Source organism: Halostella litorea, assembly GCF_004785955.1.
GTDB lineage: Archaea > Halobacteriota > Halobacteria > Halobacteriales > Natronoarchaeaceae > Halostella > Halostella litorea.
In genome coordinates this window covers 97,566-123,868 of sequence record NZ_ML214300.1, presented here as the reverse complement: position 1 = coordinate 123,868, position 26,303 = coordinate 97,566, and the positions used below count along the sequence as shown (strand labels likewise).

Here is a 26,303-nt window from a genome sequence, read left to right as displayed (position 1 = left end):
TCACTCACGCTTCTCCGGCGGGAACGCGTGTACCGCGCCGGACTTCGTCCCCAGGTACGCGACGCCGTCCGCGACCGTCGGCCCGGGCGCCGCATCCTCCAGTTCGAAGCGCCAGCGCACCTCGCCGTCGGCCGGGGATAGCGACAGCAGCGTCGTCGTACCGCGGGCCGAGTCGTACCCGTAGAGCCCGCCGCCGTCGGCCGCGAACGAGAGCGAGCCGTCGACGTCGCGACGCCAGACGAGTTCGCCGTCCGCGACCCGCAGGAGACCCGGCCCGTCGCGCTCCACGACGTACGCCCCCTCGGCGTCGACGGCCGCGAGCAACACGGCGGGGTCGCCGCCGTATCGCCATCGCTCGCTGCCGGTACGCGGGTTGCGGGCGCTGACCGTCCCGTCGGCGCCCGCCGTGTACAGGGTGTCCCCCTGGAGAACGTAGCGGGTCCCGTCGCCGTATCGCCACTCCACGTCGCCGGCGGGCGTCAGTGCCGCGATGCCGTCGTCCGCATTCAGCACCACCAGGTCGTCGGCGACCGTGGGGCGGTACGCGGCCCCGTCGCGGCTCCAGCGGGGCTCGCCGGACGCCGCGTCGACCGCCGTGATCCCCGACCACGTCGCGACGACCAGCGCTCCGTCGACGACAGCGCCGTTCCCCGCCACCGCGGTCGGCATCTCCGCCGTCCACGCGACGTCGCCCGTCTCGCGGTCCACGGCGCGGACGGGGTTCCGGTCGATCGTCTGGTCCTGACGGGGACAGACGTATACACGCTCGGCGTCGACCGCAAGGATCGGCAGGTACGCGTCGTCCCGCCACTCGTCCTCGTAGGTCCAGCGGCGACGGCCGTCCGGCCCGACGGCCACGAGACGCTCCTTCCACGCGTACATGCCGTAGCCGAATCCGGCCGTGACGTAGGCGTGGCCGTCCCGGACGACCGGCGTCCCGTGGCACGGCGGCGTCTCGACGCGCCACTGCCGCGTGCCGTCCGACCGGGCCAGCGCGTAGGCGTTCTGTCCGGGGACGTACAGCCTGTCGCCATCGACGGTCGGACGTGCGACGACGCCAGCGCAGTTCCGACAGCCGTCCTGTTCGGCTTCCGTCTCGGACTCCCCGTCGCGAAACGACCACAGAGCTGGTCCCGCTGAACCATCATCGGGCTCGTCGGCCCGTTCGGTGGTCGAGGCGGTCGTGGTGTCCGTCGACGTTCGGGGTCCCGTCGTCCGTGCCGCCGTTCCGGGGTTCGACGATCCGCCCGCACAACCCGCAACGAGAGCGGCCGCGCCGGTCCCGAGCGCGCCCAGCAACCGCCGTCTGGAGACATCCATTATTGATCCGGGGTTCGGATGGGGAAATAAATGCTTTCTGTCGGAACGCCGGCCCCCAATCGATCGCAGCGACCGTCACGGGACCGCGAGGCGACAGGTCGCGATCCGGAGCGGTGCGAACGCTCTTTTCCCCTCGCGTGCCACGCTCGACCAGTGACCGACGACGACCCGTTCGACGACCTGAACGTCACCGACGACCCGCTCGACGACTTGGACCGGGCGACCCAGCGGCTGACCGTCCGGACCGAGTCCCGCCGCTACGACAAGCCCGTCACGATAGTCGAGGGGTTCGAGGGCGGCGCGGACGTCGACGCCCTCGCCTCGGACCTGAAGTCCATGCTCGGCGCGGGCGGGACGGTAAAGGAAGGGGCCATCGAAATACAGGGCGACCATGGGAGTCGCGTTCGGGACGAGCTACGTGACAGAGGGTATCGGATCGACGGATAGCGAGACCGACGGCCGCCTGCGACTCGCGGGCGTACCTGGCGACAGGACGGACCCATGACGACGATAACCGAGTTCACGCTCCCGGCGGCGGCGTTCCCGCTCGGCCGGATCTTCGCGGACCGCCCCGAGGCGACGCTGGAGTTGGACCGCGTGGTCCCGATGGGCGATACGGTGATGCCGTTCTTCTGGGTCGTCGACGAGGGCGGCGACATGGAGTCGGTCCGGGAGACGTTCGCCGACCTGCCGGCGCTCCGGTCCGCGGACCTGTTGACCGACATGGGGTCGCGAGCGCTGTTTCACGCCGAGTGGGAACCGGACCACGTCGGGATCATGGGCGCCATCGGCGCGTCGGGCGTGACCGTCCTCTCCGCGTCCGGGTCGAGCGACGGCTGGGTGTTCGAACTCCGGGCCGACGGCGGCGAGCAGCTCTCGGCGTTCCAGCGACACTGCGAGGACCACGACATCCCCGTGACGCTCACGAGGCTCGGCGAGGTGTCGGAGCCCGAGGCGGGACTGGAGTACGGGCTCACGGCCGACCAGCGCGAGGCGCTCGTGTTGGCGCTCCGCGAGGGATACTTCGAGATGCCCCGCGAGACGGACCAGGAGCGGCTCGCCTCGCGGCTGGGGATCAGCCGGCAGGCGCTCTCCTCGCGGCTCCGCCGGGGCTACCGGAACCTCGTCAGCAACGCGCTGCTGACCGACGGCCTTTAAACGGGTTGCCTATGCAGGGACGACGCTGAACCCCATCCCCGCTGTACAGTCACCGATGAACTCGGAACGCGACCAGCGCGACGACGCCGACTTCCGCTACGAACTGTCCGACGACGAACCGCCGAGCGAGGCCGTGCTGACTGCGGTCTCGACACTTTCGGGTGACGACGTGATCCCCGAACCCGGCGACGGCGGAACGCGCGCGCTGCCCCCGCTGTACGACGCGGTCGACCCGGACGCCCTCGACTCCCTCCTCGACGACGGTAGTCGGCTGACCGGCTTCGACGGGCACGTCTCGTTCACGTACCACGGGTACGAGGTGACGGTTCACAGCCACGGTTACCTCACGCTGCGGCGCCCCGTCCTCGAATTGGCCCAGTAGCGGGTGTACCCGCATTCCCCGCGATCACGTCGATTTCGTATACCGAGATACGGTTCACGCGACGCCCCTCGAACGGGATTCTGACCTCTCGCTCAGGGCTTGATCACCGCACGCCCCTCGATCTCGCCGTGTTCAAGTTTCTCGGCGACCGCGTTGATCTGCGACAGGTCGTACTCGGTCGTGTGGAGGTCCATCTCGCCCTGCTCGACGAGGGCGACGAGTTCCTGTAGCTCTGTGTACGTGCCGACCAGCGTCCCGCGGTACGCTATCTCGGCGTCGACGAGCGTCTGGGACGGCTCGTGGACGTGGCCGCCGTAGCCGACGACGTGGTGGTCGCCCCGGCCGGCGAGCAGGTCCGGCCCGAGCGAGGTGGTGGCGTCGGCCCCGACGAAGTCCAACACCTGCAGCGCGCCCGCGCCGTCCGTGATCCCCTCGACGGCCTCGGCCACGTCCTCGTCGGCGGAGTTCACCGTGTAGTCGGCACCGCAGTCCGCGGCGAGGTCCAGCGCGGCGTCTTTCACGTCGACCGCCACCGTCCGGGCCGCCGTCATCGAGTCGAGCGCCTGCAGGCCGATGTGCCCGAGGCCGCCGATCCCGATCACGACAGCGTAGCTCCCGGGCACCAGTTCGTCGGCCGCCTTCTTCGCGGCGTGGTACGCGGTGATCCCGGCGTCGGCGTGTGGCGCGATCTCCACCGGGTCCAGGGTGTCCAGTCGGATGGCGGCGCGCTCGGACGTCAGCAGGTACTCCGCGAACCCGCCGTCGGTCGTCAGGCCGGGGAACTGCGCGTTCTCGCAGTGCATGTCGTCGCCCAGGCGACACCGGCGACACGTCCCGCAGGTCATCAGCGGGTGGCAGATCACCCGGTCGCCCTCCTCGACGGTCGTGACCTCGTCGCCCGTCTCCACGACACGGCCGGCGTTCTCGTGGCCGAGCGTCTGCGGGAGGTCGACCGGGGCGTACTCCTCCCACATCCCCTCGACGATGTGGTTGTCCGTCTGGCACCAGCCGGCCCCCTCGACTTCGACGACGACGTGGTCCGACCGCGTCGGCTCCGGGCGGTCGACCTCCTCTATCGTCAGCGCCTCGCTCATGTCGTCGGTGTACTCGTGGAGTCTCGCAGCCTGCATGATATCATCTAACATGGTCGGTGACTAAAAGCCCCGTTCGGCGGCCACACCGCCCGATAGCCGACCGAGTTAATACCGTGTGCGCCGTAGTAACGCACGGCATGTCCGAGATACTGCTCCTCGCCGGCGACTTCGTGGAGGACTACGAGATCATGGTCCCGTTCCAGACGCTCCAGACCGTCGGCCACGACGTCGACGCCGTCTCCCCCGAGAAGGAGGCGGGCGAGACGGTCAAGACCGCCGTCCACGACTTCCGGGGCGACCAGACGTATATGGAGACTCGCGGGCACGACTTCGAACTGAACGCGACGCTGTCGGAGGTCGACCCCGAGTCCTACGACGCGCTGGTGATCCCCGGCGGGCGCGCGCCGGAGTACCTCCGGACGTACGACGAGATACTCGAAATAACGCGGCACTTCTTCGAGGCGGACAAGCCCGTTGCCGCGCTGTGTCACGCCACGCAGATCCTCGTCGCCGCGGACGTGGTCGAGGGGCGGGCCTGCACGGCGTACCCGGCGCTCCAGGCCGACGTGGAGACGGCGGGCGGCGACTGGCGCGACGGGGTCACGCGCGACGGCAACCTGGTCACCGGCCAGGCGTGGCCCGACCACCCCGAGTGGCTGGCCGAGTTCCTCGACGTGCTCGGCACCGAGGTCAGCCACGGCGACCCCGTCGCCGCGGACGACTGAGCGCCGGAGCAGACCGGAACCAGCACATCTTTCCTCCGGGCGTCGCGAGTGCGTCACAGAGCCCGGCATGGCACGCGAGGAGTCAGAACCGACGGTCGCCGCCGACGTCGAGTACGGCATCGACGACAGACCGCCCGCGAGCACTTCGGTGCTCCTGGGCCTGCAACACTACCTCACGATGGTCGGGGCCAACATCGCGGTGCCCCTGGCGCTCGCGGGCGCGATGGGGATGCCCGACGACGTGACCGCGCGGTTCGTCGGCACGTTCTTCGTCGTTTCGGGCGTCGCGACGCTGGCCCAGACGACGCTCGGGAACCGCTACCCCATCGTCCAGGGCGCGCCGTTCTCGATGCTCGCGCCCGCCATCGCCATCGTCGGCGTCGTCGCCAACACCCCCGGGAACCCCGGCTGGGAGACGCAACTCGTCCACCTGCAGGGCGCCATCATAGCCGCGGCGCTCGTCGAGGTGGCGATCGGCTACCTCGGGGTCGTCGGCCGGATCCGCGAGTACCTCTCGCCCGTCGTCATCGCGCCGACGATCGCCCTGATCGGCCTCTCGCTGTTCGACGCGCCCCAGATCGCCGGGGCGACGAACTGGTGGCTGCTCGGCCTCACCGTCGTCCTCATCGTCGGGTTCTCGCAGTACCTCGGCGAGGGCCGCCGGATATTCCGGCTCTTCCCGGTCCTGCTGGGGATGGTGACCGCGTGGGCCGTCGCCGCGGCGCTGTCGGTCGCCGGCGTCTACACCGCCGACACCTCCGGCTACGTCCCCCTCGGGGAGGTGGCGGACGCGCCCGCCTTCTTCCTCATCTACCCGCTCCAGTGGGGCACGCCCGAGTTCCAGCTTTCGCTCGTCATCGGCATGTTCGCCGGCGTGCTCGCCTCGATCGTCGAGAGCTTCGGCGACTACCACGCCGTCGCCCGCATCGCCGGCCGCGGCGCGCCGAGCGCGAAGCGCATCGACCACGGCATCGGCATGGAGGGGCTGATGAACGTCTTCTCGGGGCTCATGGGCACGGGCGGCTCCACGTCCTACTCCGAGAACATCGGCGCGATCGGCCTCACCGGGGTCGCCTCCCGCTACGTCATCCAGGTCGGGGCCGTCGTGATGATCGTGTTCGGCTACGTGGGCTACTTCGGCCAGCTCGTCGCCACGATCCCCTCGCCCATCGTCGGCGGCCTGTTCGTCGCGATGTTCGGCCAGATCGTCGCCGTCGGCATCGCGAACCTGGAGCACGTCGACCTCTCGTCCTCGCGGAACACGTTCGTCGTCGGCTTCGCCCTGTTTGCCGGCCTCGCGGTGCCGGCCTACGTGGACGGCTTCGCGACCATCGCCGCGTTCCGCGAGGGGATGGAGACGGTCGCCGTCGTCGGCCCCGTCCTCGGGTCGCGGCTGGTCGCCGACACCGTCTACGTCATCGGGAGCACCGGGATGGCCGTGGGCGGCATCGTCGCCCTCGTCCTCGACAACACGATCCCCGGCTCCCGGGAGGAGCGCGGCCTCGTCACCTGGGAGCGGATCGCCGAGGACGAGGGCGACTTCCGGACCGCCGTGGAGCGCTGGCGCGACCGGGGCGGGGCCGAGGACGCCGACTGACCGGCCCGCGCCGACAGAGTGACGGGCGTCGCCGTCGAACTGCGGACGATGGAACGAGTCGTCACCGTCGTCCCCGAGGCCGGCCTGCACGCGCGGCCGGCGTCGAAGTTCGTCCAGACCGCGAACCAGTACGACGCCGAGGTCACGATCGCGCCCGTCGACGGCGACGCCGACCCTGTCAACGCCGGAAGCATGCTCGCCGTCACCGGACTCGGCGTCGCGTCGGGCGAGGACGTCCGCCTCGTCGCCGAGGGCGACGACGCCGAGGCGGCGCTCGACGCGCTGGAAGAAATCCTGTCGACCGAGGAGGGTGAGTCGTCGTAGCGCTACAGCTTCGACACGTCGCGGGCTTCCTCGGCGGACTCCCGGACGGATTCGAGCGACGCCTTCGGGTTCGCCGCTTCGACCGCCGCGTTGAGCGTCCCCTCCAGCACCGGCGCGTCGGCGATGACGACCTCCTTGTCGGCCGTTTCGACGGCCATCTCGGCGTTCATCACCGCGCTGCCCAGGTCGACGAGCACGACAACCTCGTCGCCGTCCATCCCCGAAAGCGCCTCCTGGATGGCGGGGACGCTGGTACCGATGCCGCCGTCCGGGTCGCCGCCGACGGCGACGATTTCGGCGTCCGCGCCGCCCATCTCGCCCGCGATATCGCGGATCCCCCGCGCCGCGTCGGCGCTGTGGGAGACGACGAGCAGGCTGACCATCAGTTCCCCTCCCCGTCGGGCGTCTCGTCCGGCACCGTCGGGGAGACGGCGTCGACGTCCGGTTCGGCGTCGAAGCGCTCCTCGGCCGCGGCGAGCAGTTCCTCCAGGATCATCAGCGTACTCGTCGCGCCGGGGTCCTGGTGGCCGACGGAGCGCCAGCCGAGATACGACGCCCGCCCCTTCGACGCCCGGAGCGGCACGGTGAACTCGACCCCGCGCCGGGCGGCGTCGACCGCCTTCGCCAGCGCCGCGACGGGCGGGAGGTCGTCCTGTTCTATCGACTTCTTGTACGTGTGGACGGCCGGCGTCACCGCGTCGACCATCGTCTTGTCGCCGACCCGCGCGTCGCCCCGATCCTGAAGCTTCTCCAGGTACGCCTCCGCGAACGCGACGGTCGTCGCGGCGGTCACGCCCTCGGCGAACTCGCTGCTCGCGGACATGATCGACCCGCCGTACAGCGGCCCCGCCGCCCCGCCGACCTCCGAGACGAGCGTCACGCCGACGGTCTTGACGACCTCCTGCGCGTCGGGGTCCTCCAGGTCCCGGACCTTCTCGGCGGCCGCCTGGAACCCGCGGTGCAGGTTCGCCCCGTGGTCGGCGTCGCCGATCGCCGAGTCGAGGTCCGTCAGGTGGGACTTCTCGGCCTCGATCCGGTCGGCCACCCGCTCGACGGCCGCGATCACCGCCTCGGCCTCCGCCGTCTCTGTCATATCGTGGCGTACCAACGGCCGGCGCGGTGAAAACGTTTTGCGCTCGAGGCGAAGCGCTCTTGTCGCGGGGCCGCCACGTCGCCGACATGTCCCTCCGGATCCTCCACTACTCCGACCTGGAGACCGCCCTCGACGACCCCGACCGGTGCGCCCGACTGGCCGGCGCGCTCGCGGCCCGCCGCGGCGACGACGCGCTCGTCGTCGGCACCGGCGACAACACCGCGCCCGGCGCGCTCCCGCTGGCGACCGAGGGCCGCGCCGCGATGCCCTTCTTCCGGGCCGTCGCACCGGACGCCGACACGTTCGGCAACCACGACTTCGACTTCGGGCCGGCGACGGCCCGCGAACTCGCCGCCGAAGCCCCGCAGCCGTACCTCTGTGCCAACGCGGCCGTCGACGGCGAGCGGTTCGCCGCCGACGCGACCGAGCCGAGTCGGATCGTCGACGCCGGCGGCCACCGCATCGGGGTCGTCGGCGTCGCCCACCCCGAGACCGTCGGGATCAACCCCGCCGCCGAGGGCGTGACGTTCTCCGACCCCGTGCCCGCGGTCCGCGACGAGGCCGCGGCGCTCCGCGAGCGCGGCGCGGAGTTCGTCGTCGTCGCCTCCCACTGCGGCAAGCGCGACGACCGCATCGCCCGCGAGACTGACGTCGACGTCGTCCTCGGCGGCCACGTCCACGACGTGCACGTCGAGACGGTCGCGGACACGTTCGTCGTCCGCCCGGGCCGCGCCGGGCGGTACTTCTCCGAGGTGGAACTCACCCCGTCCCGCGACGTGACGATCCACGAGGTCGGCGAGGAGCACCGCGACGAGTCGGTGGCGGCCGCGCTCCGGGACCGCATCGCCGAACACGGCCTCGACGAAGTCGTCGCGACGGTCGAGGACCCGATAGCGCTGACCGAGGAGGCCGCCACAGTCGCCGAGAGCGAGGCCGGCAACTTCGTCGCGGACGCGCTCCGCTGGCGGGCCGGCGCGGACGTGTCCATCAGCCCGACCGGCGCGCTCCGCTCCGGCGACCCGCTGGCCGGCGACGTGACGGTCGCGGACCTGCAGGGCCTCGCGCCCTACGACGACGGGCTGGCCGTCGTCTCGCTGTCCGGCGACCGACTGCGCGAGGCGCTGGCCGAACTCCCCGTCGGCTACCACCACGACGACTTCCCGCCCCGCTTCTGCAGCCACGTCAGCGGCGCGCGGGTCGTCTGGGACGACGACGCGGGCGAACTCCGCGAGGCGACGGTCGGCGGCGAGCCGGTCGACCCCGGCGCGGAGTACACGCTGGCGGTCGCGGACTACCTGGTCGAAACCGACCACGTCAGCGCCGCGTTCGGCGAGGACGACGTGGTGGGCCGCCACGGCGTCGCCCGCGACGCCATCGTCGAGTACGCGCGGGCGGAAGGGATCGCCCCGGCCGTCGAGGGCCGGATCGAGCGCCCGGCGCTCGGCGAGTGAGAGCAAACAGGACAAGGACGGGGACGGCGGTCCGCCCTACCGCTTCAGCGCGATAGTGTCGGCGTCGTGGGCCAGCAGCTCCTTCAGTTCGTCGTCGACGTCCATCACCGTCACCGAGCAGCCCGCCATGTCCAGCGAGGTCATGTAGTCGCCGACCCACGCGTCCCACGTCTCCAGCCCGGCGTCGTCGACCAGTTCCTGCACGCGGCGGTTGACGACGTACAGCTCCATCAGCGGCGTGCCGCCCATCCCGTTGACGATGGTGACGACCTCGCCCTCCGGGTCCAGGTCGTCCAGCACCGCACCGGTCAGTTCCTCGGCCACGTCGTCGGCGGGCATCTGCTCGGTGCGCTCGACGCCCGGTTCGCCGTGGATGCCGATGCCGAGTTCTATCTCGTCGTCGCCCAGGTCGAACGTCGGTTCGCCCTTCTCCGGCGTCACGCAGGAGGTCAGCGCCGTCCCCATCGTCCCGACGCGGTCGATGGCCTTCTCGGCGACGCGTTTCACCTCGTCGATGTCGCCGCCGCGGTCCGCCATCGCGCCGGCGACCTTGTGGACCAGGATGGTGCCACAGACGCCCCGCCGCCCCGAGGTGTACGTCGAGTCCTCGACGGCCACGTCGTCGTTGACGACGACCTGCTCGACGTCCGTGTCGCCCTCCATCGCGGCCATCTCGGCGGCCGTGTCGAAGTTCATCACGTCCCCCTCGTAGTTTTTCACGACGCAGAGCACGCCCTCGCCGCCGTCGGCCGCGGCGATCATCTCGCCCAGTTCGTCGGCCGTCGGGGAGGTGAACACCTCGCCGGCGGCCGCGCCGTCGAGCATCCCCTGGCCGAGGTAGCCGGCGTGTGTCGGTTCGTGGCCGCTCCCCCCGCCGCTGACGACGCCGACCTTCCCGTCGACCGGCGCGTCCTCGCGCACCAGTACCTTCGTGTCGTCCAGCCGCCGTACCCGGTCGGGATGGGCCGCCACCATCCCGTCCAGCATCTCGTCGACGACGTCCGCCGGGTCGTTGATCAGCTTCTTCATGATCAACGTGGGAGTTCGTCACGAACGTACATAAGCGTCCCCCAGGGAACGGCGAGGTGCGGTCGCGTCCCGGCGTGGAACGGGCGATACGGGGCTGCGAGCCCCCGGCCGCCGGCGTGCGCTCACTGGACGAGAGTGATGAGGACGAACAGAGTGGCGACGGAGGCCAGCGTCGAGACGAACACGTTCAGCGACGCGAACTCCTCGTCGCCGCCCAGTTCCTCGGCGAAGACGAACGTGGACACGGCCGTCGGCGTCCCGAACATCACGACGACGGCGGTGAACGTCGCCGCGTCGACCGCGAGCGCGGCGAAGACGGCCCAGGCGACCAGTGGCATGGCGACGACCTTGACCGCGGTGACCCGGCCGGTCGCGCCGAGGTCGACCGACGGGAGGTCGGCCCGGAGCGACGCGCCGACACAGAGCAGGGCGAGCGGCAGCGCGAGCGTGCCGACGGCGTCCAGCGCCGTCGCGGCGGCGGCCAGCACGTCGACGCCCGCGACAGTCGTCGCGGCGGCCGGCACGTCGAAGTCGGCCGACCCCACCGCCAGTCCGGCGACGAGCGATGCGACGACGGGGTTCAGCGCGAGGCCGCGCAGTTCCTCGCGCAGCGACGCGTCGCCGCCGTTGGCGGTGCTCAACACGAGGACGGTCATCGGCACCTGCAGCAGCGAGACGACGCCGAGGACGACGCTCGCAACCGCGGCCACGTCGGCGTCGAACGTCGCCGCGACCAGCGGCAGGCCGAGGTAGCCGAGGTTCGAGTGGTACGACTGGACCACCGCGACGCTGCGCTGGGGCGGCGACCCGCGGCCCCGGTTGACGGCCCACCCGAGCGCCGCCGTGCCCACGAGCACGGCCAGCAGGCCGGCGAACAGCGACCCCGAGACGAGGTCGCCTATCGGCCGGTCGTACGTCGAGACGAAGATGAGCGCCGGGAGTGCGACCCAGTACGCGACCGCGTTCAGCCGCGCCGCCCGCGACTCGTTCAGCACGCCGCCCCGCCGTAGCGCCGTCCCGACGAGCAACAGCGCTAACAGCCCGAGCAGCCGTCCGACGACCGCGACGTCCACCGTCACCCCGCCCAGCGCGTCCATAGGTGGCCCCAGCCGACTCGCCCCCTTGTGCGGTTCGGATCCGGCGACACCCTCCGGTCGCCGCGAGCCGTGCGCCGCTCGCCGCTCCCGGCAAACCCGTCCCGCTCCGTGTCGGTTTTTCCCGCGTGGCGGCTACCGTCGAAGGATGACCGACGACCTGTTTACGCCGCTGACGCTGCGCGGGACGGAGATACGGAACCGCGTGATGGTCTCGCCGATGTGCCAGTACTCCTGTGATCGGGACGGGCTGGCGACCGACTGGCACCGCGTCCACCTCGGGAGCCGCGCCGTCGGCGGCGCGGGCGTGGTGATGGCCGAGGCGACGGCGGTCGAGTCCCGCGGCCGAATCACGCCACAGGACCTGGGCATCTGGAGCGACGAGCACGCCGACGCGCTCGCGCCCGTCGCGGAGTTCGTCCGCGAGCACGGCGCGGTCCCGGCGATCCAGCTCGCCCACGCCGGCCGGAAGGCCAGCAAGACCCCGCCGCGGGACGGGAGCCGCCCGCTGGGCCCCGACGAGGGCGGCTGGGAGACGGTCGCACCGAGCGCCGAGCCGTACCCCTACGACGACGAACCGCCGGCGACCCGGCGGCTGGACCGGGGGGACGTCGAGGACGTGATCGACTCGTTCGAGGCCGCCGCCGAGCGCGCCCTCGCGGCCGGCTTCGAGGTCGCGGAGGTCCACGCCGCCCACGGCTACCTCCTCCACGAGTTCCTCTCGCCGGTGACGAACCGCCGCGACGACGAGTACGGCGGGAGCTTCGAGGACCGGGCGCGGATCGTCCGCGAGGTGACCCGGCGCGTCCGGGCCGTCTGGCCCGACGGGAAGCCGGTGTTCGTCCGCGTCTCCGCGACCGACTGGCTCCCCGACCGCGAGTCCTGGACCGTCGACGACACCGCGCGGCTGGCCGGCCTGCTGGCCGAGGACGGCGCGGACCTGATCGACGTGAGCGCCGGCGGGATCCACCCCGACCAGCAGGTGCCCCACGGCGGGCCGAACTATCAGGTGCCCTACGCCGAGCGCGTCGCCGAGGGAACCGACGCCGCGGTCGGCGCTGTCGGCGGGATCACGACCGCCCAGCAGGCCGACGCCGTCGTCCGCAACGACCGCGCGGACCTCGCGGTCGTGGGCCGCGAGCACTTGCGGGACCCATACTTCGCGCTCCACGCGGCCGAAGCGCTCGACGCGCTGGACCGCGCGGACGTGCCGGTGCAGTACCGCCGCGGGTTCTGAGACCGGCCCCGGACGCACCGGGTCAGGCGAACCCGTCCTCGAACGCCTCGACTTCCTTCTCGCGCCTGCCGCGGTCCTCGTCTTTCCCCTCGCCGTCGTCGTCCCCGCTGTAGTGCATCCCGGTGATCAGGGCGACGACGCCGACGGCAAGCGACAGGCCGGACAGCGGGAGGTACGACCAGCCGCCGACGAGTGGGACGGCGAGGGCGACGAGGAGACTCGCAATGACGACGTATCCCGACTTCGTGGGACCGGAGGGCTCGTCGTTCGACATGCCTCGTCCCTTCGTCGGGTCGGGAGAAATGCTTTGGGCCGCTCGGCCCGGCGACGGTCCGTCAGTCCTCTTTCCACTTGATCGAACAGCCCCGCGAGGGCTGCTCCTCGATATCGACCGCCTCGCCCGCCAGCACGGCGTCTATCGCCTCGCGGACCTGGAACCGGGACGGCTCGTCGTCCGGGTTCGGCGCGTCGTCGAGGCGGCCGTGGTAGGCCAGCCGGAAGGTGCCGCCGTCGTTCCGGAACAGGAACGGGTCCGGCGTGCAGACCGCGCCGTACGTCGCCGCGACCGTCTGTGCCTCGTCGCGGAGGTAGGCGTCGTAGGCGACACGGCCGTCGTCGACGAACTCGCGCATCCTCTCGAAGGAGTCGTCGGGGTACTCCTCGGCGTCGTTGGGGTTGATCCCGACGACGGCGGCGTCGTCGTACTCGTCGGCGAGGTCGTTGAGCAGGTCGAACTTCGCCTGCGCGTACGGGCAGTGGTTGCAGGTGAACACGACCAGCAGCGCGTCGTAGCCCGCGAAGTCGTCGAGCGAGTGTCGCTCACCGTCGACGCCGGGGAGGTCGAAGTCGGGCGCCTCGTCGCCGCGCTCCAGTTCGGAGTCGGACTCCATCATCACCATGCGTGGGGATCGGCACCGCGGCGGCTTATGGCTTTACTCGACGGTCGTGAAGTACACCGCCAGCACCGCGAAGCCGATGCCGAGCAGTTTGCGCCCGGTGAACGACTCGTCGAGGAAGACGATGCCGAGCAGCGAACTCGTCACGAGGAAGAGCCCGAACACGGGCGTCACGACGCTGACGGCCCCCATCGACAGCGCCCGGTAGTACGAGAGGATCCCGATCGCCAGACAGAGGCCCGCGCCGTACATGTACGGCGCTTTCGGGTGTATCAGGTAGCGGGTGACGGACTGGTCCGCGCGGAGGACGAACACGAGCGCGACGGCGACGAGGATCAGGTTCGAGACGAACGTCGCCACGTCGCTCGGTATCGACTCCGTGGCTATCTTCATCAGCGGTGCGACCATCGTGTAGGCGAGGAGGGCGACTATCGCCCAGCCGATGTGGTTCATGTGCGTCGTGGGCGACCGACCCCGGATAGGCTTTCGACTCGGCCGCCCTGCGTGAGAGGTTTGCACGGACGGGAAACCCTTTTGCCGCCCCCGCCGACTGCCCTACACATGACCGCCAAGCGCGAACTGCTCGACCTCCTGCTGGAGAACGCGCGCTACTCCACCGAGGATCTGGCGCGGATGACCGACCTCTCCGAGGAGGAGGTTGTCTCGACCATCGAGACACTCGAATCCGAGGGGATCATCCGCGGGTATCAGGCCGTCGTCGACTGGCACCGCGTCAAGGAGGAACACATCCGCGCCGAGGTCGAGTTGAACGTCACGCTCGACCGCGAGACGGGGTACGACGACATCGCCGAGCGCCTCGGTCGCTTCCCCGAGGTGACCACGCTCCAGCTCGTCAGCGGCGACTACGACTTCCACCTGGAGGTGGAGGGCGACTCGCTCCAGGAGGTGTCGAACTTCATCAGCGAGAAGGTGGCCCCGACGCCGGAGATCACCCAGACGGTCACCCACTACGTGATGGAGACGTACAAGGACCGCGGCATCGAGTTCGAGGACGGCCACGGCGACGACCGGCTGTCGATCTCCCCATGAAGCCGTCGGAGCGCGTCCAGCGGGTCCCGCCGTCGGGCATCCGGAAGTTCTTCGAACTCGCCGAGGAGAAGGAGGACGTGATCTCGCTGGGGGTCGGCGAGCCGGACTTCTCCGCGCCGTGGGCCGCCCGCGACGCGGCGATCGACTCGCTGGAGCGCGGCAAGACCTCCTACACCGCGAACCGGGGCAAGGCCGACCTGCGCGAGGCGATCGCCGACCACGTCGCCGAGCGCTACGACCTGCAGTACGACCCGGACGACGAGGTCCTCGTCACGACGGGCGTCAGCGAGGGCGTCGACGTGGCGATGCGGGCGCTGGTCGACCCCGGCGACGCCGTCGCGGTGCCCCAGCCGTCGTACATCTCCTACGCGCCCAGCGTCATCTTCGCCGACGGCGACCCGCTCCCGGTGCCGACCCGCGAGGCCGACGAGTTCAAGCTCACGTACGAGCGCCTCGCCGAGAGCGGCGCGGCCGACGCCGAGGCGCTGATCTTCTGTTACCCGAACAACCCGACCGGCGCGGTGATGACCGAGTCCGAACTCGAACCGGTCGCGGAGTTCGTCCGCGAGCACGACCTGACGGTGTTCGCCGACGAGATATACGCCGAACTCACGTACGGCCACGACCACACCTCGATCGCCACGCTCCCGGGGATGCGCGAGCGCACCGTCGTGTTCAACGGCTTCTCGAAGGCGTACGCGATGACCGGCCTCCGGCTGGGCTACGCGCTCGCGCCGCCGGAGGCGACCGCCGCGATGAACCGCATCCACCAGTACTCGATGCTGTCGGCCCCGACGACCGCCCAGCACGCCGCCGTCGAGGCGCTGCGGACCTGCGACGACGCCGTCGCGGAGATGGTCGCCACCTACGACCGCCGCCGGAAGCTCGTCCTCTCGCGGTTCGACGAGATGGGGATCGACTGCTTCGAGGCGAAGGGCGCGTTCTACGTGTTCCCGGAGGCCCCCGGCGGCGACGCCGAGGCGTTCGCCGAGGACCTGCTCGAAGCCCAGGGCGTCGCGGTCGTCCCCGGCGACGCCTTCGGCGAGGGCGGCGAAGGTCACCTGCGTGTCTCCTACGCGACCGGGACGAAGGACCTGAAGGAGGCGATGGACCGGATCGAGGCGTTCCTGTAGGACCCCGTCGGACCGGATCCGGCGGCTATAATTTGCCGAACTCCCGCATCATCTCGATCAGTTCCCGCGCCGACTCGATCCGCTCCCGCCGGACCTGCTCGCCGTAGTCCGGGTCCTCCAGCGACTCGAAGGCGTTTATCGCCCGGTCGAGGTCCCGGACCTCCGCCACCAGCGACTCGCCCGTCTCGCAGTCGACGTCGCCGTCCCGGATCCGCCCGACGAGCGCCAGTCGCTCCCGGCGCAGGTACGAGAGCACGTCCTCGACCCGACCGCGCTCCTCGGGCGACAGGTCCGCCCGGTCCGACAGTTCGAAGTAGAACTCGCGGACCGGGACGGACCTGCCGTCGACCCGGATCGACTCGGGCATCGACCCGCCGACGGTGCCGCTCGTCCGGTTGACCCGGCTCAGCAGTTCCTCCCGACGCCGCTCGTTCATGGCTCGTCCCCGCCCGCGGAAGCGGTCGTCGGCCGGTTCGACGTGGCCGCCGCGACGCGATGCCGGATGGCCGTCATATCCGGCGGTTGGCCCGCCGCGGGAATATGCGTTCGGAGCAACGGATTACTCTAACAGAGTTGATACTATCGGGGCGACCCGACGCCAACGTTTACACGACGACGGCCGTACCCCGGGACGATGAGCGGCCGACCGGACCCCACCGAGGCCTTCGAGCGGGCGACCAACTCGACGCGGCTTTCCGTGTTGCGGGCGCTGGCGTCCGCACACGGCGACGACCCGGCCGACCCGTGGCTGGAGTACAGCGAACTCCGGGAGGCCGCCGGCGTCCGCGACAACGGGAACTTCAACTACCACCTCGACCGCCTCGACGACCTCGTCGTCGACGGGCCGGAGGGCTACCGGATCTCCCGCGTCGGCATGGAGGTGGTGTCGGCCGTCGCCTCCGGCGACTTCGATCCCGGGTGGACGTGGGGGCCGGTCGACGTTCCGGGCACCTGCCTCTTCTGCGACGACGCGGTCCGGTTGCGGTACGAGGACGGCGTTCTCCGACTCGAATGTGGCACGGACGAGCACGCCGTCGGCCTCTCGGTGCCGCCCGGCCTGCTCGAATCCCACCCCGAGGCGGCGATCGCCGAACGGGTGACGTTCCTCGAAAGCAGGTGGGGTGAACTGACCCGACGCGGCATCTGCTCGGAGTGCGGGGGTCGCGTCGAGGGGCGCATCGAGTACGGCGGCGTCGGCCCGGACCACTACCACTACCGCGGCGAGTGCGACCGATGTGGGTTCGTCCACGGGATCCCGGTCGGCCTGTTCCTCGTCGGCCACCCCGCCGTGATCGGGTTCCACCACGACCACGGGGTCGACGTCCGGACCGTCCCGTTCTGGACGCTGGACTTCTGCGTGCCGGGGTCGGAGACGGTCGCCTCGGAGGACCCGCTCCGGCTGCGGGTCGAGACCGAACGGGCCGGCGAGACGCTGTCGCTCACGCTCGACCGGAGCGGTGAGGTCGTCTCGACTGAACGTTCGGGATAAGCGGCAGGAATCGCTCGAAACGGCCGTGCCGTCGCTCAGGCCAGCGCGCTGCCGGCCCTGATTATCGTCCCTTCGTCGAACGCCGACCCGACGAACTGGATCCCGACGGGGAGGCCGTCCGTCTCGCCCGCGGGCACGGAGATTGCGGGCAGGTCGGCGAGGTTGACGGGGACGGTGTTGGCGTCGGCGAGGTACATCTGCAGCGGGTCGTCCAGGCTCGCGCCGCGCTCGAACGGCGGCACGGGCATCGTCGGGCTGGCGAGCACGTCGGCCTCGCCGAGCGCCTCGTCGAAGTCCCGCTTGACCCAGGCGCGGGCGTCCTGTGCCTTCTTGTAGTACTTGTCGTGGTAGCCCGCCGAGAGTGCGTACGTGCCGAGCAGGATCCGGCGTTTGACCTCCTCGCCGAACCCCTCGTCGCGGGTCTTGGAGAACGCCTCGTTCCAGTTGCCGTCGCTGTCGGCGCGGTGGCCGTACCGGACGCCGTCGAACCGGGCGAGGTTCGACGACGCCTCGGACATGGCGATGACGTAGTACGCCTCGACGGCGTGCTCGACCGAGGGGAGTTCGACCTCGTGGTACGACGCGCCGGCGGCTTCGAGTTCGTCGAGCGCGTCGTAGAACGTCTCGACGACGCCCTCGTCGGCCCCCTCCACGAGGTTCGTCGGGACGCCGATCTCCATGCCGTCGACGTCGCCGTCCGCCGCGGCGGCGTAGTCGGAGTCGGTCCCCTCCGGCCGCGTGGTCGCGTCCCGCGGGTCCTCGCCGGCGATGACGTCCAGCAGTTCGGCGGCCTCCTCGACGGTCGGCGCGAGCGGGCCGATCTGTTCCAGGCTGTTCGCGTAGGCGACCAGGCCGTAGCGCGAGACGAGGCCGTAGGTGGGCTTGATGCCGACGACGCCGCAGAACGCCGCCGGGTTGCGGACGGAGCCGCCGGTGTCCGAACCGAGCGCGAGGTCGGCCTCGCCGGCCGCGACGGCCGCCGCGCTGCCGCCCGAGGAGCCGCCGGGGACGCGCCCCTCGGCGGCGGGGTTCTCGACCGGGCCGAACGCCGACGTCTCGGTGGTCGACCCCATCCCGAACTCGTCCATGTTCGCCTTGCCGACGACCGTCGCGCCCGCATCCTTCAGGCGCTCGACGACGGTCGCGTCGTACGGCGGCACGTAATCCTCCAGCATCGCGGAGCCACAGGTGGTGCGGACGCCCTCCGTCGAGATGTTGTCCTTGACCGCGACCGTCCGGCCGGCGAGCGGGCCGTCGTCGGCCCCCTCGATCCGCTCCTCGGTGACGAACGCGTTCAGGCTCATGAGACGTTCGGCCCCTCGAAGTGGCCGTCGTCGGTCTCGGCGGCGTTGTCCAGCGCCTCCGCCTGGGTCAGTCCCTCCCGGACCTCGTCCGGGCGCATCACGTTGACGAGGTCGGCGTCGCGGTCCACCTCGGGCACCTCGTCCAGCGTCTCGAAGTAGCCGAGGATGTCGGCGAACTGCTCGGCGAACCGGTCGACGTCCTCGTCGGCCAGGTCCACCCGCGCCAGGTCCGCGACGTGGCGCACCTCGTCGGGGTCGACGGGCGAGTCGCTCATGCCCGAGAGCACTCCCTTCCCGGGAGTAAGGGTTTCGATACGGGCGAGCGGCCGGGCGAACCGCGGATCGAGAACCCGGCGTAGAACCGGCCGAAACGGCCGGTATCGCGACACTCGCCCTTTCCGCTGTCCGGAGATTTAAGTCCGAACAGTCCCAACAGATTATCGCACTCACCGGTTTTCGGGTGCCACCTCCCGACCCCACACCATGACAGACACGAGCACCAGAACCCGCGTGGACGGGCGGACGCGCGACGAGTCCGAAACGGCCGACGAGGCGACGGCTGACCTCGCCTGCCCGGAGTGTGGCGGCTCCCTCGAATCGGACGCCGCCCAGGGCGAGACGGTCTGTGCCGACTGCGGCCTCGTCGTCGAGGCCGACGAGATCGACCGCGGCCCCGAGTGGCGGGCGTTCGACGCCGCCGAGAAGGAAGAGAAGTCCCGCGTCGGCGCGCCGACGACGAAGATGATGCACGACGACGGCCTCTCGACGAACATCGGCTGGCGGGACAAAGACGCCAGCGGCCGGACGCTCTCGGCCCGGAAGCGCGAGAAGATGCAGCGCCTGCGCACCTGGAACGAGCGCTTTCGCACCCGCGACGCGAAGGAGCGCAACCTGAAGCAGGCGCTCGGCGAGATAGACCGGATGGCGTCGGCGCTCGGCCTGCCCGAGAACGTCCGGGAGACCGCCAGCGTCGTCTACCGACGGGCGCTCGACGAGGACCTGCTCCCCGGCCGCTCCATCGAGGGCGTCGCCACGGCGGCGCTGTACGCCGCCGCCCGGCAGGCCGGCACCCCGCGGAGCCTCGACGAGTTCGCCGCCGTCAGCCGCGTCGGGAAGACCGAGATCGCCCGGACGTACCGGTACGTCGCCCGCGAACTGGGCCTAGAGGTCCAGCCCGCCGACCCCGAGAGCTACGTGCCGCGGTTCGCCAGCGACCTGGGCCTCGGCGACCGGGCCGAGCGCCGCGCCCGCGAACTGCTGCGCGACGCGAAAGACGAGGGCGTCCACAGCGGGAAGTCGCCGGTCGGCCTCGCGGCCGCCGCCGTCTACGCCGCCTCGCTGCTCACCGACGACAAGGTGACCCAGTCCTCCGTCGGCGAGGTGGCCGACGTCAGCGAGGTCACCATCCGCAACCGCTACAACGAGATCCTGGACGCGAGCGACGCGGCATCCGCGTAGCGCCGGGCTCCGGAACAACACGTACAAGCCCCCGCCGTCGCTCTGACGGCGTATGGAGACCACCCGACATTTCACCGCGACGACGTACGTCGTCGAGAGCGGCGCGACCGTCCTCCACGAGCACGACCGCATCGGCAAGTGGCTCCCGCCGGGCGGCCACGTCGACCGCGGCGAGGTGCCCCACGAGGCGGCCGTCCGCGAAGTCCGCGAGGAGACGGGGCTGGACGTGACGCTCCGGGCGGAGACCAACGACATCGGCTCGCCGACCGTCGAGTCGCTCCCCCAGCCCGAACACGTGCTGCTGGCCGACGTGAACGTCCACGGCGGCGAGGTCGGCCACCAGCACGTCGACCTCGTCTACTACGCCGAGGCCGACTCCCGGGACCTCGCGCCGGCGGACGGCGAGGCGGCCGCCGCGGCGTGGGAGTGGTTCACGCCGGCGGACCTGCGCGAAAGCGACGAACTCGACCCCGACGTGGCCGAGATCGGCCGGCGCGCGATCGCCGCCGTCGACGAGCGGGCGGACGGCTGATCCGGATGTCCCGCGGGCCAACGGGACCGCGCGCCTGCCGAAGCCATATGCCGGGGCGGTGCGAACGGCTACCGGACGGATGGCCGAAGGCGACGAGGACGACTCCGACGGCGGCCGGACCCTCCCCGCGTACCTCGGCGTCGCGGGGCTCGCGAGCCTCTGCTGTGTCGGCGTCGGCACCGTCGTCGGGGGCGCGGCGGTCGCCGGCGGCGCCGGGACCGTCACCGCGGCCGCCGGCGGCGCGAACGTCGTCGGGTCGCTGATAAGCGGGCTGGTGACGCTGGCGACGGTCGCGGCCGTCGGGCTGGTCGTCCGGTGGCGGCTGCGGTCCTGACGGGTTTCCGCTGCGTCAGAGGTACCCCAGCAGCGTGCCGACGAGCACGAGTACCCAGAGCGCGCCGCCGCCCACTTCCATCGCGTTCCACCGGGACCCCGCGGCCGCATCCCGGGCCGCGCCGCCAGCGATGAGGCCCAGCGAGAGGATGACGACGACCCGCTGGAGCACCACCTCGACCGGGAGCGTCCCGATGCCGAGGTAGGCGTAGTCGAGCCAGATGGCGACCGAGAGCGCGACCGAGGCCGTCACCGCCGCGTCGAACTGACGGTCGAGCCCGGACGCGACGAGGTACGTGGCGGCCGGGAGGCCGAGCGCCATCACCGGGTACAGCAGCGCGGCGATGGCGTACATCGACAGCATCGGCGCGTTGCGTTCGAGGTACACCCCGCCGAAGCGCACGCCGAGCAGGAGGACGACGATGACGAGCCCGAGCAGCAGGTGGCGCATCGTCGTCCGCGCCCGGACGGCGTCGAACCGCTCCAGGTCGACCCCGTCCAGCCGCGACCGGACGCTCCGCCCGACGCCGAACTGGACGAGGCCGAACGCGACCGGGAGGAGGTACGCCAGTTCGATCACCGTCGCCCAGCCGTCGGAGTCCGAGGGGCCGCCGTTGTCGAGGTAGATCCGGTAGACGCCCTCCTCCTCGACGAACGGCTGGCCCATGAACTCCTGCTCGACGTACGACTGGGCCTGCTCGGAGCTGTCGACGCGGTGGCGCAGCGTGAACCAGTCGAAGTGCTCCTTGTGGGCCTGCATGACCACCCACTGCTCGCTCGCGTTGGGGCTCTCGTACATGCGGACGTGGACCCGCGAGCCGTAGTAGTCGCCGTGGTGGAACTGCGTCGTCTCGGTGACCCACTTGCCGTCGCCGTCACCGCCGGGGTCCAGATACGCCCACCGCGTCGCGCCCGTGGTCCGGTCCCACGCGGTCGTCGGGCTGATGTCCTCCAGGAACGAGCGGTTCCCGGAGGCGTTCGTGGCGTTGTCCGCGGCCGTGGCGTTCCCGACCGGCGTGACGTTCCCGTCCGTGTCGTTGGCGACTATTGTTCCGTTCTCGGCCACCGACTCGTTGACGACGGTGCCGTTCCGGAGCGTCTCGTTTTCCCCCTCGACCAGCGGCCGCCCGCCGAGGTCCCGCTCGTCCTCGGCGGTCTCGTTCCACTGGGTCGCCGTCTCCTCCTGCATGATCCGGGCGACCTCCGAGGTGTTGCCGATGACGACGACGTTTATCGGGCTCCGCTGGGTGAACCGCGGCCGCGAGTTCAGGTAGGGGTAGAAGCCGCTCTCGCTCCCGTTGGGCGAGACGAGCTCCGGCGCGGGGTCGCGCTGCGGGCTGACGTCGTCCGTCGTGAACGGCGCGAACAGCGATATCCCCCCGAGCGCGGCCAGCGCGACCAGCGCCAGCGCGCCGACGACCGCGATCCAGCGTCGCATTCGAGCGCCCTAACACGCGAGCGCGTAAAAGCGGACCCCCGGGTTCGGGACCGCTCACTCGACCCGCGAGGCGACGTACGCCGAGACGTGGTCGTCGGTCCGGCGCTTGAACCCCGCCTGCCGGGCGAGCCGGTCGAGTTCGCGGGAGACGAGGCTACCGTACTGCACCGCCTTCTTCTCCCGGAACGCGACCCTGTCGGGGACGAACTCCCGGGCCGCCAGCCGGAGCGCCCGCTTTCGCTCGCCGCGGTCGTCGACGAGCGCGTCGCCGGGCAGCGACAGGCCCGCCCGGACCACGCGGTCGTCGAGCATCGGCGCGACCGGCTCGACCCCCGCCGCCCGGAGCGCGAGCACGTCCCGCTCCAGCTGGTCGGGGAGCGTCCCGAGCAGTTCCCGGCGCGCGCCGCGGACCGTGTCGGCCGCGACCCGGGGGTCCTCCGGGGCGCGGGCCACCTTGGCGTAGCCGCCGAACAGTTCGTCCGCACCCTGCCCGACGGCGAGCCGGTCGTACCCGTCGGCGGCCGCCCGCTCGGCGACGAGGAAAAGCGGGAGCGCGATGCTCACGTCCATCGCGTTCGTCCGCCCCGTCGCGCGGGCGACCGCCGGAACCGCCCGCTCCACGTCGGCCGCGGACAGCTCCACGACGTGCAGGTCCCGCCCCATCGCGTCGGCGGCGTCCCGGGCGGCCTCGACGTCGTGGCTGTCCGGGAAGCCCGCGACGTACAGCGGCGCGTCGAGCCGACTTGCGACGACCGCGGAGTCGACGCCGCCGGAGAACGCGACGGCCGTGGCGTCGGCCCCGTCCTCGGCGGCCGCGTCGTCGAGCGCCGCCGCGAGCGCCTCCCGCAACTCGGCGACGGCGACGCGCTCGTCGGTGACGGGATCGGGGTCCGGCAATTCCCAGACGGGCTCTGCGTCGCCGTCCGCCGGCCGGACGTGCCCCGCGGGAAACGGCTCCGGGTCGGCCAGTTCGTCCGGCGAGAACGCCCACTCCCCGCCGTCGACGAACAGGGGCTGGCGGCCCAGCACGTCCCGGACGAGGCGGCCGTCGACCGCGCCGGCGAACCCGCGGGTCCCCGGAAGCGGGTCGGGTTCGTCGAGCGCGCGGCGGACCGAGTCAGCGGTCGCGCCCCGCAGCGTCATCGCAGCAGCGAGAACAGTCCGTTCTTGACGCGTCGCTTCGCCCCGCCGGCGGCCTGTCGGAAGCTGATGTGCCACGGCGTCCGCTTGCCCTCGACCGTGGTCCGGCCCTCGCGGATGGCGTCCAGAATGGCGTCGACGCTTCGCTCCTCCGCGCCGATGCGCGTGACCGCCTGCCCGACCATCTCGCTGATGTGGGCGTCGCTCCCGGCGGTCATCGGCATCCCGCGGTCGCGGGCGAACCGCTCGGCCTGGCGGTTCGCCCGGCCCGTCAGGAGCCGCGAGTTGTACACCTCTATCGCGTCGGCCTCGGCGAGCGCGTCCTTCGAGATGTTCGCCAGCACGCCGTGACGGGACTCCTGGAACGGGTGCGGGACGACGGCGATGCCGCCCAGGTCGCGGATGCGGTCGAGCGACTCGCCGTACGGCAGGCCCTCGGGCACGCGCTCCTCGACGCCGAGCGCGAGCACGTGGCCGGCGGCGGTCGACACCTCCATCCCGGGGATGCCGACCAGGCCGTACTCCTCGGCGCGCTCGGCGGCGTCGAGGCTCGCGTCTATCTCGTCGTGGTCGGTGACCGCGAGCGCGTCGAGTCCCACCGCGTCCGCCTGCTTCAGCAGGAGTTCGACCGGGTCCCGGCCGTCGTACGACAGCGACGAGTGGCAGTGGAGTTCGGCCGACAGCACGAGTCGGCCTTCGGGGGGCCGTGGCAAAAGCGCCCCGGTCTCGGAGCGCCCCCGCGCGCGGCCGCCGCCGCGCTGAGACAGCGTCGCCCACGCGGCAGTCGACCACCACGAACGTGCACATGGAAAGCCTCTTATTCGGTCTGTTTGAACAGGGAGGTGAATGAGCCTCGCCGATTCGGACCGCGAACTCGTCGTCGAGGAACTCGGGCGCGACCCCACGCGGGCGGAGGAAGCGCTGTTCGAGAACCTCTGGAGCGAACACTGCGCGTATCGGTCGTCGCGCCCGCTGCTGTCGGCGTTCGACAGCGAGGGCGAGCGGGTCGTGGTCGGCCCCGGCGACGACGCCGCCGTCGTGTCCCTGGACGAGGACACCTACGTCACCATGGGCGTCGAGAGCCACAACCACCCGTCCTACGTCGACCCGTACGACGGCGCGGCGACGGGCGTCGGCGGCATCGTCCGCGACACGCTGTCGATGGGGGCCTACCCCATCGCGCTGGCCGACTCGCTGTACTTCGGGGACTTCGACCGCGAGCACTCCCGTTACCTGTTCGACGGCGTCGTCGAGGGGATCGGCGACTACGGCAACTCCATCGGCGTCCCGACCGTGGCGGGCAGCGTCGCCTTCCACGACGACTACGAGGGGAACCCGCTGGTCAACGTCGCCTGCGTCGGCCTCGTCGACGACCCCGAGCGCCTCGTCACCGCGGAGGCCCAGGAGCCGGGGAACAAGCTCGTCCTCGTCGGCAACGCGACGGGCCGGGACGGCCTCGGCGGCGCGTCCTTTGCCAGCGAGGACCTCTCGGAGGACGCCGAGACGGAGGACCGCCCCGCGGTGCAGGTCGGCGACCCGTACACGGAGAAGCTGCTGATCGAGGCCAACGAGGCGCTCGTCGACGAGGGGCTGGTCGAGTCGGCCCGCGACCTCGGCGCGGCGGGCCTCGGCGGGGCCTCCAGCGAACTCGTCGCGAAGGGCGGGCTTGGCGCGCACATCGAACTGGAGCGCGTCCACCAGCGCGAGCCGAACATGACGGCGTTGGAGATCCTGCTCGCGGAGTCCCAGGAGCGGATGTGCTACGAGGTCGCCCCCGACGACGTCGACCGCGTCCGCGAGATAGCCGAGCGGTACGACCTGGGCTGCTCGGTCATCGGCGAGGTGACCGACGGGAACTACGTCTGTGAATTCGAAGGCGAAACGGTCGTGGACGCGCCCGCCGAGTTCCTCGGGGACGGCGCGCCGATGAACGACCTGCCGAGCGAGGAACCGAGCCAGCCCGAGACGGACCTCCCCGAGGCCGACCTCGCCGAGGCGTTCGAGGCCGTCGTCGGCAGCCCGAACGCCGCCTCGAAGCGGTGGGTGTACCGCCAGTACGACCACGAGGTCGGCGTCCGGACGAGCGTGCCGCCGGGCGACGACGCCGCGGTGCTGGCGATCCGGGAGGCCGAGACGGGCCTCGCCGTCTCGGCCGGGGCGGACCCCGACTGGACCGACGCCGCGCCGTACGACGGGGCCCGCGCCGTCGCGCTGGAGAACGCGACCAACCTCGCCGCGAAGGGCGCGACGCCGCTCGCCGCCGTCGACTGCCTCAACGGCGGCAACCCCGAGAAGCCCGACGTGTACGGCGGCTTCAAGGGGATCGTCGACGGCCTCGCGGACATGTGCGCCGCGCTCGACGTGCCGGTCGTCGGCGGCAACGTCTCGCTGTACAACGACTCGCCGTCCGGGCCGATCCCGCCGACGCCGACGCTGGCGATGACCGGGACGAAGGCGGGGTACGACGCGCCGCCCGCCGCGGCCGCCCCCGAGGGCGACCTGCTCGTCGTCGGCGACCCGGCGCTTTCCGGGGAGTCGGTCCCGCTCGGCGGCTCCGAGTACCTCGCTCAGTTCGGCGGGAGCGACCGCTTCCCCGCCCTCCCCGACGAACCGGGCGCGTTCGTCTCCGCGCTCGCGGCCGTCGCCGACGACGACGCGACGCGCGCCGTCCACGACGTGAGCCACGGCGGCCTCGCCGTCGCGCTGGCCGAGATGGTCACCGCCGAGGCCGGACTGGACGTCTCGCTGCCGGACGACGCCGACCCGACGGCCGCGCTGTTTCACGAGCGCCCCGGCCGCGCTGTCGTCCAGACGACCGACGCCGACGCCGTCCGCGCGGCGTTCGACGGCGTCGCGCCGGTCCACGCGGTCGGCGAGGGCACGTCGGCCGGCGAACTCTCGCTCTCCGTCGGCGGCCGCGACCTGACGTACGACGCCGGGGCCGTCGCCGACCTGCGGTCCGTGATCACCGAGGAGATGGGCTGATAGCGTTTGCCCTCGCCGACCACCGTGCTCCCTCGTTCCGA

General features: G+C 71.5%; 30 protein-coding genes. 15 read left to right on the top strand and 15 right to left on the bottom strand.

All coding sequences use genetic code 11. The features are described from left to right. On the bottom strand, nt 1–1,320 hold the full coding sequence (locus tag EYW40_RS00665; RefSeq protein WP_135819701.1) for a PQQ-binding-like beta-propeller repeat protein: 1,320 nt from the start codon (nt 1,318–1,320) through the stop codon (nt 1–3). A gap of 153 nt (nt 1,321–1,473) precedes the next feature. Here EYW40_RS00665 and EYW40_RS00660 point away from each other — a divergent pair, with 153 nt between their 5' ends. Genes EYW40_RS00660 through EYW40_RS00650 form a run of 3 tightly spaced genes read left to right on the top strand, consistent with a single transcriptional unit; the run spans nt 1,474 to nt 2,860 of the window. Beyond that, a complete protein-coding gene (locus EYW40_RS00660; protein ID WP_202614400.1) occupies nt 1,474–1,767 on the top strand; it encodes an SUI1 family translation initiation factor in 294 nt (97 codons plus the stop codon). 54 nt (nt 1,768–1,821) lie between these two features. Continuing rightward, entirely contained in the window at nt 1,822–2,478 is a 657-nt protein-coding gene (locus EYW40_RS00655) for a helix-turn-helix domain-containing protein (RefSeq protein ID WP_135819699.1), read from the top strand. A gap of 55 nt (nt 2,479–2,533) precedes the next feature. After that, on the top strand, nt 2,534–2,860 hold the full coding sequence (locus EYW40_RS00650) for a HalOD1 output domain-containing protein (protein ID WP_135819698.1): 327 nt from the start codon (nt 2,534–2,536) through the stop codon (nt 2,858–2,860). A gap of 92 nt (nt 2,861–2,952) precedes the next feature. Here EYW40_RS00650 and EYW40_RS00645 read toward each other — a convergent pair whose 3' ends face one another. Next, nucleotides 2,953–3,990: an NAD(P)-dependent alcohol dehydrogenase gene (locus tag EYW40_RS00645; RefSeq protein ID WP_135819697.1), complete on the bottom strand. Its 1,038-nt coding sequence runs from the start codon at nt 3,988–3,990 to the stop codon at nt 2,953–2,955. A 101-nt stretch (nt 3,991–4,091) separates the two neighbouring features. Here EYW40_RS00645 and EYW40_RS00640 point away from each other — a divergent pair, with 101 nt between their 5' ends. The 3 genes from EYW40_RS00640 to ptsH1 all read left to right on the top strand — a co-directional run bounded on the left by EYW40_RS00640 (nt 4,092) and on the right by ptsH1 (nt 6,600). Further along, nucleotides 4,092–4,679, top strand: a complete 588-nt coding sequence (locus EYW40_RS00640) for a DJ-1/PfpI family protein (RefSeq protein WP_135819696.1) — start codon at nt 4,092–4,094, stop codon at nt 4,677–4,679. 67 nt (nt 4,680–4,746) lie between these two features. Further along, nucleotides 4,747–6,276 carry a uracil-xanthine permease family protein gene (locus EYW40_RS00635; protein WP_135819695.1) on the top strand — a complete coding sequence of 510 codons (1,530 nt, stop codon included), beginning with the start codon at nt 4,747–4,749 and terminating at the stop codon, nt 6,274–6,276. A 48-nt stretch (nt 6,277–6,324) separates the two neighbouring features. Further along, nucleotides 6,325–6,600, top strand: coding sequence for a phosphocarrier protein HPr (gene ptsH1, locus EYW40_RS00630; RefSeq protein ID WP_135819694.1), 276 nt, complete (start codon nt 6,325–6,327; stop codon nt 6,598–6,600). A gap of 2 nt (nt 6,601–6,602) precedes the next feature. Here the strand turns inward: ptsH1 and dhaM are convergent, their stop codons facing one another. Together dhaM and dhaL are read right to left on the bottom strand one after the other, a co-directional pair. After that, nucleotides 6,603–6,983 carry a dihydroxyacetone kinase phosphoryl donor subunit DhaM gene (gene dhaM / locus EYW40_RS00625; RefSeq protein WP_135819693.1) on the bottom strand — a complete coding sequence of 127 codons (381 nt, stop codon included), beginning with the start codon at nt 6,981–6,983 and terminating at the stop codon, nt 6,603–6,605. Beyond that, nucleotides 6,983–7,693, bottom strand: coding sequence for a dihydroxyacetone kinase subunit DhaL (dhaL, locus tag EYW40_RS00620; RefSeq protein ID WP_135819692.1), 711 nt, complete (start codon nt 7,691–7,693; stop codon nt 6,983–6,985). The genes dhaM and dhaL overlap by 1 nt, the downstream gene beginning before the upstream one ends. 86 nt (nt 7,694–7,779) lie before the next feature. Between dhaL and EYW40_RS00615 the strand changes: the two genes are divergently transcribed. Beyond that, nucleotides 7,780–9,144, top strand: a complete 1,365-nt coding sequence (locus EYW40_RS00615; protein ID WP_135819691.1) for a bifunctional metallophosphatase/5'-nucleotidase — start codon at nt 7,780–7,782, stop codon at nt 9,142–9,144. Between the two features lie 36 nt (nt 9,145–9,180). Here the strand turns inward: EYW40_RS00615 and dhaK are convergent, their stop codons facing one another. Further along, nucleotides 9,181–10,173, bottom strand: coding sequence for a dihydroxyacetone kinase subunit DhaK (gene dhaK / locus EYW40_RS00610; protein ID WP_135819690.1), 993 nt, complete (start codon nt 10,171–10,173; stop codon nt 9,181–9,183). A gap of 122 nt (nt 10,174–10,295) precedes the next feature. Next, complete coding sequence (locus EYW40_RS00605) at nt 10,296–11,270, bottom strand: AEC family transporter (RefSeq protein ID WP_135819689.1); 975 nt, start codon at nt 11,268–11,270, stop codon at nt 10,296–10,298. A 145-nt stretch (nt 11,271–11,415) separates the two neighbouring features. Between EYW40_RS00605 and EYW40_RS00600 the strand changes: the two genes are divergently transcribed. Further along, the gene (locus tag EYW40_RS00600; RefSeq protein ID WP_135819688.1) at nt 11,416–12,504 is read left to right on the top strand and encodes an NADH:flavin oxidoreductase/NADH oxidase; all 1,089 of its coding nucleotides are present in this window, start codon (nt 11,416–11,418) and stop codon (nt 12,502–12,504) included. 22 nt (nt 12,505–12,526) lie between these two features. Here the strand turns inward: EYW40_RS00600 and EYW40_RS00595 are convergent, their stop codons facing one another. The 3 genes from EYW40_RS00595 to EYW40_RS00585 form a co-directional block, all read right to left on the bottom strand. Further along, nucleotides 12,527–12,778 (bottom strand): hypothetical protein, encoded by a 252-nt coding sequence (locus EYW40_RS00595; RefSeq protein ID WP_135819687.1) that lies wholly within the window; start codon nt 12,776–12,778, stop codon nt 12,527–12,529. 61 nt (nt 12,779–12,839) lie between these two features. Next, nucleotides 12,840–13,403: a thioredoxin family protein gene (locus tag EYW40_RS00590; RefSeq protein ID WP_135819686.1), complete on the bottom strand. Its 564-nt coding sequence runs from the start codon at nt 13,401–13,403 to the stop codon at nt 12,840–12,842. A 33-nt stretch (nt 13,404–13,436) separates the two neighbouring features. Continuing rightward, nucleotides 13,437–13,853 carry an EamA family transporter gene (locus EYW40_RS00585; protein ID WP_135819685.1) on the bottom strand — a complete coding sequence of 139 codons (417 nt, stop codon included), beginning with the start codon at nt 13,851–13,853 and terminating at the stop codon, nt 13,437–13,439. A gap of 108 nt (nt 13,854–13,961) precedes the next feature. Between EYW40_RS00585 and EYW40_RS00580 the strand changes: the two genes are divergently transcribed. Both EYW40_RS00580 and EYW40_RS00575 read left to right on the top strand, forming a co-directional pair. Continuing rightward, nucleotides 13,962–14,450, top strand: a complete 489-nt coding sequence (locus tag EYW40_RS00580) for an Lrp/AsnC family transcriptional regulator (protein WP_135819684.1) — start codon at nt 13,962–13,964, stop codon at nt 14,448–14,450. Beyond that, nucleotides 14,447–15,583 carry a pyridoxal phosphate-dependent aminotransferase gene (locus tag EYW40_RS00575; RefSeq protein WP_135819683.1) on the top strand — a complete coding sequence of 379 codons (1,137 nt, stop codon included), beginning with the start codon at nt 14,447–14,449 and terminating at the stop codon, nt 15,581–15,583. Before EYW40_RS00580 ends, EYW40_RS00575 begins: the two co-directional genes overlap by 4 nt. Nucleotides 15,584–15,608: 25 nt before the next feature. Here the strand turns inward: EYW40_RS00575 and EYW40_RS00570 are convergent, their stop codons facing one another. Next, nucleotides 15,609–16,019, bottom strand: a complete 411-nt coding sequence (locus tag EYW40_RS00570; RefSeq protein ID WP_135819682.1) for a DUF5788 family protein — start codon at nt 16,017–16,019, stop codon at nt 15,609–15,611. A 198-nt stretch (nt 16,020–16,217) separates the two neighbouring features. On the opposite strand from EYW40_RS00570, the gene EYW40_RS00565 reads away from it, so the two are divergent. Continuing rightward, a complete protein-coding gene (locus EYW40_RS00565) occupies nt 16,218–17,072 on the top strand; it encodes a DUF7351 domain-containing protein (RefSeq protein WP_135819681.1) in 855 nt (284 codons plus the stop codon). Between the two features lie 35 nt (nt 17,073–17,107). On the opposite strand, the gene gatA is transcribed toward EYW40_RS00565, so the two are convergent. Next, nucleotides 17,108–18,376 carry an Asp-tRNA(Asn)/Glu-tRNA(Gln) amidotransferase subunit GatA gene (gatA, locus tag EYW40_RS00560; RefSeq protein ID WP_135819680.1) on the bottom strand — a complete coding sequence of 423 codons (1,269 nt, stop codon included), beginning with the start codon at nt 18,374–18,376 and terminating at the stop codon, nt 17,108–17,110. Beyond that, a complete protein-coding gene (gene gatC / locus EYW40_RS00555; RefSeq protein WP_135819679.1) occupies nt 18,373–18,651 on the bottom strand; it encodes an Asp-tRNA(Asn)/Glu-tRNA(Gln) amidotransferase subunit GatC in 279 nt (92 codons plus the stop codon). Before gatC ends, gatA begins: the two co-directional genes overlap by 4 nt. 208 nt (nt 18,652–18,859) lie before the next feature. Between gatC and EYW40_RS00550 the strand changes: the two genes are divergently transcribed. The 3 genes from EYW40_RS00550 (at nt 18,860) to EYW40_RS00540 (ending at nt 20,700) form a co-directional block, all read left to right on the top strand. Next, the gene (locus tag EYW40_RS00550; RefSeq protein WP_135819678.1) at nt 18,860–19,834 is read left to right on the top strand and encodes a transcription initiation factor IIB; all 975 of its coding nucleotides are present in this window, start codon (nt 18,860–18,862) and stop codon (nt 19,832–19,834) included. A gap of 52 nt (nt 19,835–19,886) precedes the next feature. After that, the gene (locus EYW40_RS00545) at nt 19,887–20,366 is read left to right on the top strand and encodes an NUDIX hydrolase (RefSeq protein ID WP_135819677.1); all 480 of its coding nucleotides are present in this window, start codon (nt 19,887–19,889) and stop codon (nt 20,364–20,366) included. A 79-nt stretch (nt 20,367–20,445) separates the two neighbouring features. Beyond that, nucleotides 20,446–20,700 carry a hypothetical protein gene (locus EYW40_RS00540; protein WP_135819676.1) on the top strand — a complete coding sequence of 85 codons (255 nt, stop codon included), beginning with the start codon at nt 20,446–20,448 and terminating at the stop codon, nt 20,698–20,700. A 15-nt stretch (nt 20,701–20,715) separates the two neighbouring features. On the opposite strand, the gene EYW40_RS00535 is transcribed toward EYW40_RS00540, so the two are convergent. Genes EYW40_RS00535 through EYW40_RS00525 form a run of 3 tightly spaced genes read right to left on the bottom strand, consistent with a single transcriptional unit; the run spans nt 20,716 to nt 23,963 of the window. Next, nucleotides 20,716–22,137 carry a hypothetical protein gene (locus tag EYW40_RS00535; protein ID WP_135819675.1) on the bottom strand — a complete coding sequence of 474 codons (1,422 nt, stop codon included), beginning with the start codon at nt 22,135–22,137 and terminating at the stop codon, nt 20,716–20,718. 54 nt (nt 22,138–22,191) lie between these two features. Next, nucleotides 22,192–23,274: an asparagine synthase C-terminal domain-containing protein gene (locus EYW40_RS00530; protein ID WP_135820596.1), complete on the bottom strand. Its 1,083-nt coding sequence runs from the start codon at nt 23,272–23,274 to the stop codon at nt 22,192–22,194. 2 nt (nt 23,275–23,276) lie between these two features. Then, on the bottom strand, nt 23,277–23,963 hold the full coding sequence (locus EYW40_RS00525; protein WP_135819674.1) for a PHP domain-containing protein: 687 nt from the start codon (nt 23,961–23,963) through the stop codon (nt 23,277–23,279). 160 nt (nt 23,964–24,123) lie between these two features. Between EYW40_RS00525 and purL the strand changes: the two genes are divergently transcribed. Then, nucleotides 24,124–26,262, top strand: a complete 2,139-nt coding sequence (gene purL / locus EYW40_RS00520) for a phosphoribosylformylglycinamidine synthase subunit PurL (protein WP_135819673.1) — start codon at nt 24,124–24,126, stop codon at nt 26,260–26,262. The last annotated feature ends 41 nt before the right edge of the window (nt 26,263–26,303 follow it).

Coding starts and splice junctions, on each gene's coding strand:
- dhaK (WP_135819690.1), bottom strand. CDS start 10,173: ATGAAGAAGCTGATCAACGACCCGGCGGACGTCGTCGACGAGATGCTG.
- EYW40_RS00635 (WP_135819695.1), top strand. CDS start 4,747: ATGGCACGCGAGGAGTCAGAACCGACGGTCGCCGCCGACGTCGAGTAC.
- EYW40_RS00570 (WP_135819682.1), bottom strand. CDS start 16,019: ATGAACGAGCGGCGTCGGGAGGAACTGCTGAGCCGGGTCAACCGGACG.
- EYW40_RS00650 (WP_135819698.1), top strand. CDS start 2,534: ATGAACTCGGAACGCGACCAGCGCGACGACGCCGACTTCCGCTACGAA.
- EYW40_RS00600 (WP_135819688.1), top strand. CDS start 11,416: ATGACCGACGACCTGTTTACGCCGCTGACGCTGCGCGGGACGGAGATA.
- EYW40_RS00605 (WP_135819689.1), bottom strand. CDS start 11,270: ATGGACGCGCTGGGCGGGGTGACGGTGGACGTCGCGGTCGTCGGACGG.
- EYW40_RS00550 (WP_135819678.1), top strand. CDS start 18,860: ATGACAGACACGAGCACCAGAACCCGCGTGGACGGGCGGACGCGCGAC.
- EYW40_RS00655 (WP_135819699.1), top strand. CDS start 1,822: ATGACGACGATAACCGAGTTCACGCTCCCGGCGGCGGCGTTCCCGCTC.
- purL (WP_135819673.1), top strand. CDS start 24,124: ATGAGCCTCGCCGATTCGGACCGCGAACTCGTCGTCGAGGAACTCGGG.
- EYW40_RS00585 (WP_135819685.1), bottom strand. CDS start 13,853: ATGAACCACATCGGCTGGGCGATAGTCGCCCTCCTCGCCTACACGATG.
- dhaM (WP_135819693.1), bottom strand. CDS start 6,983: ATGGTCAGCCTGCTCGTCGTCTCCCACAGCGCCGACGCGGCGCGGGGG.
- EYW40_RS00615 (WP_135819691.1), top strand. CDS start 7,780: ATGTCCCTCCGGATCCTCCACTACTCCGACCTGGAGACCGCCCTCGAC.
- dhaL (WP_135819692.1), bottom strand. CDS start 7,693: ATGACAGAGACGGCGGAGGCCGAGGCGGTGATCGCGGCCGTCGAGCGG.
- ptsH1 (WP_135819694.1), top strand. CDS start 6,325: ATGGAACGAGTCGTCACCGTCGTCCCCGAGGCCGGCCTGCACGCGCGG.
- EYW40_RS00575 (WP_135819683.1), top strand. CDS start 14,447: ATGAAGCCGTCGGAGCGCGTCCAGCGGGTCCCGCCGTCGGGCATCCGG.
- EYW40_RS00540 (WP_135819676.1), top strand. CDS start 20,446: ATGGCCGAAGGCGACGAGGACGACTCCGACGGCGGCCGGACCCTCCCC.
- gatC (WP_135819679.1), bottom strand. CDS start 18,651: ATGAGCGACTCGCCCGTCGACCCCGACGAGGTGCGCCACGTCGCGGAC.
- EYW40_RS00645 (WP_135819697.1), bottom strand. CDS start 3,990: ATGCAGGCTGCGAGACTCCACGAGTACACCGACGACATGAGCGAGGCG.
- EYW40_RS00565 (WP_135819681.1), top strand. CDS start 16,218: ATGAGCGGCCGACCGGACCCCACCGAGGCCTTCGAGCGGGCGACCAAC.
- EYW40_RS00580 (WP_135819684.1), top strand. CDS start 13,962: ATGACCGCCAAGCGCGAACTGCTCGACCTCCTGCTGGAGAACGCGCGC.
- EYW40_RS00535 (WP_135819675.1), bottom strand. CDS start 22,137: ATGCGACGCTGGATCGCGGTCGTCGGCGCGCTGGCGCTGGTCGCGCTG.
- EYW40_RS00640 (WP_135819696.1), top strand. CDS start 4,092: ATGTCCGAGATACTGCTCCTCGCCGGCGACTTCGTGGAGGACTACGAG.
- EYW40_RS00590 (WP_135819686.1), bottom strand. CDS start 13,403: ATGGTGATGATGGAGTCCGACTCCGAACTGGAGCGCGGCGACGAGGCG.
- EYW40_RS00595 (WP_135819687.1), bottom strand. CDS start 12,778: ATGTCGAACGACGAGCCCTCCGGTCCCACGAAGTCGGGATACGTCGTC.
- gatA (WP_135819680.1), bottom strand. CDS start 18,376: ATGAGCCTGAACGCGTTCGTCACCGAGGAGCGGATCGAGGGGGCCGAC.
- EYW40_RS00545 (WP_135819677.1), top strand. CDS start 19,887: ATGGAGACCACCCGACATTTCACCGCGACGACGTACGTCGTCGAGAGC.
- EYW40_RS00665 (WP_135819701.1), bottom strand. CDS start 1,320: ATGGATGTCTCCAGACGGCGGTTGCTGGGCGCGCTCGGGACCGGCGCG.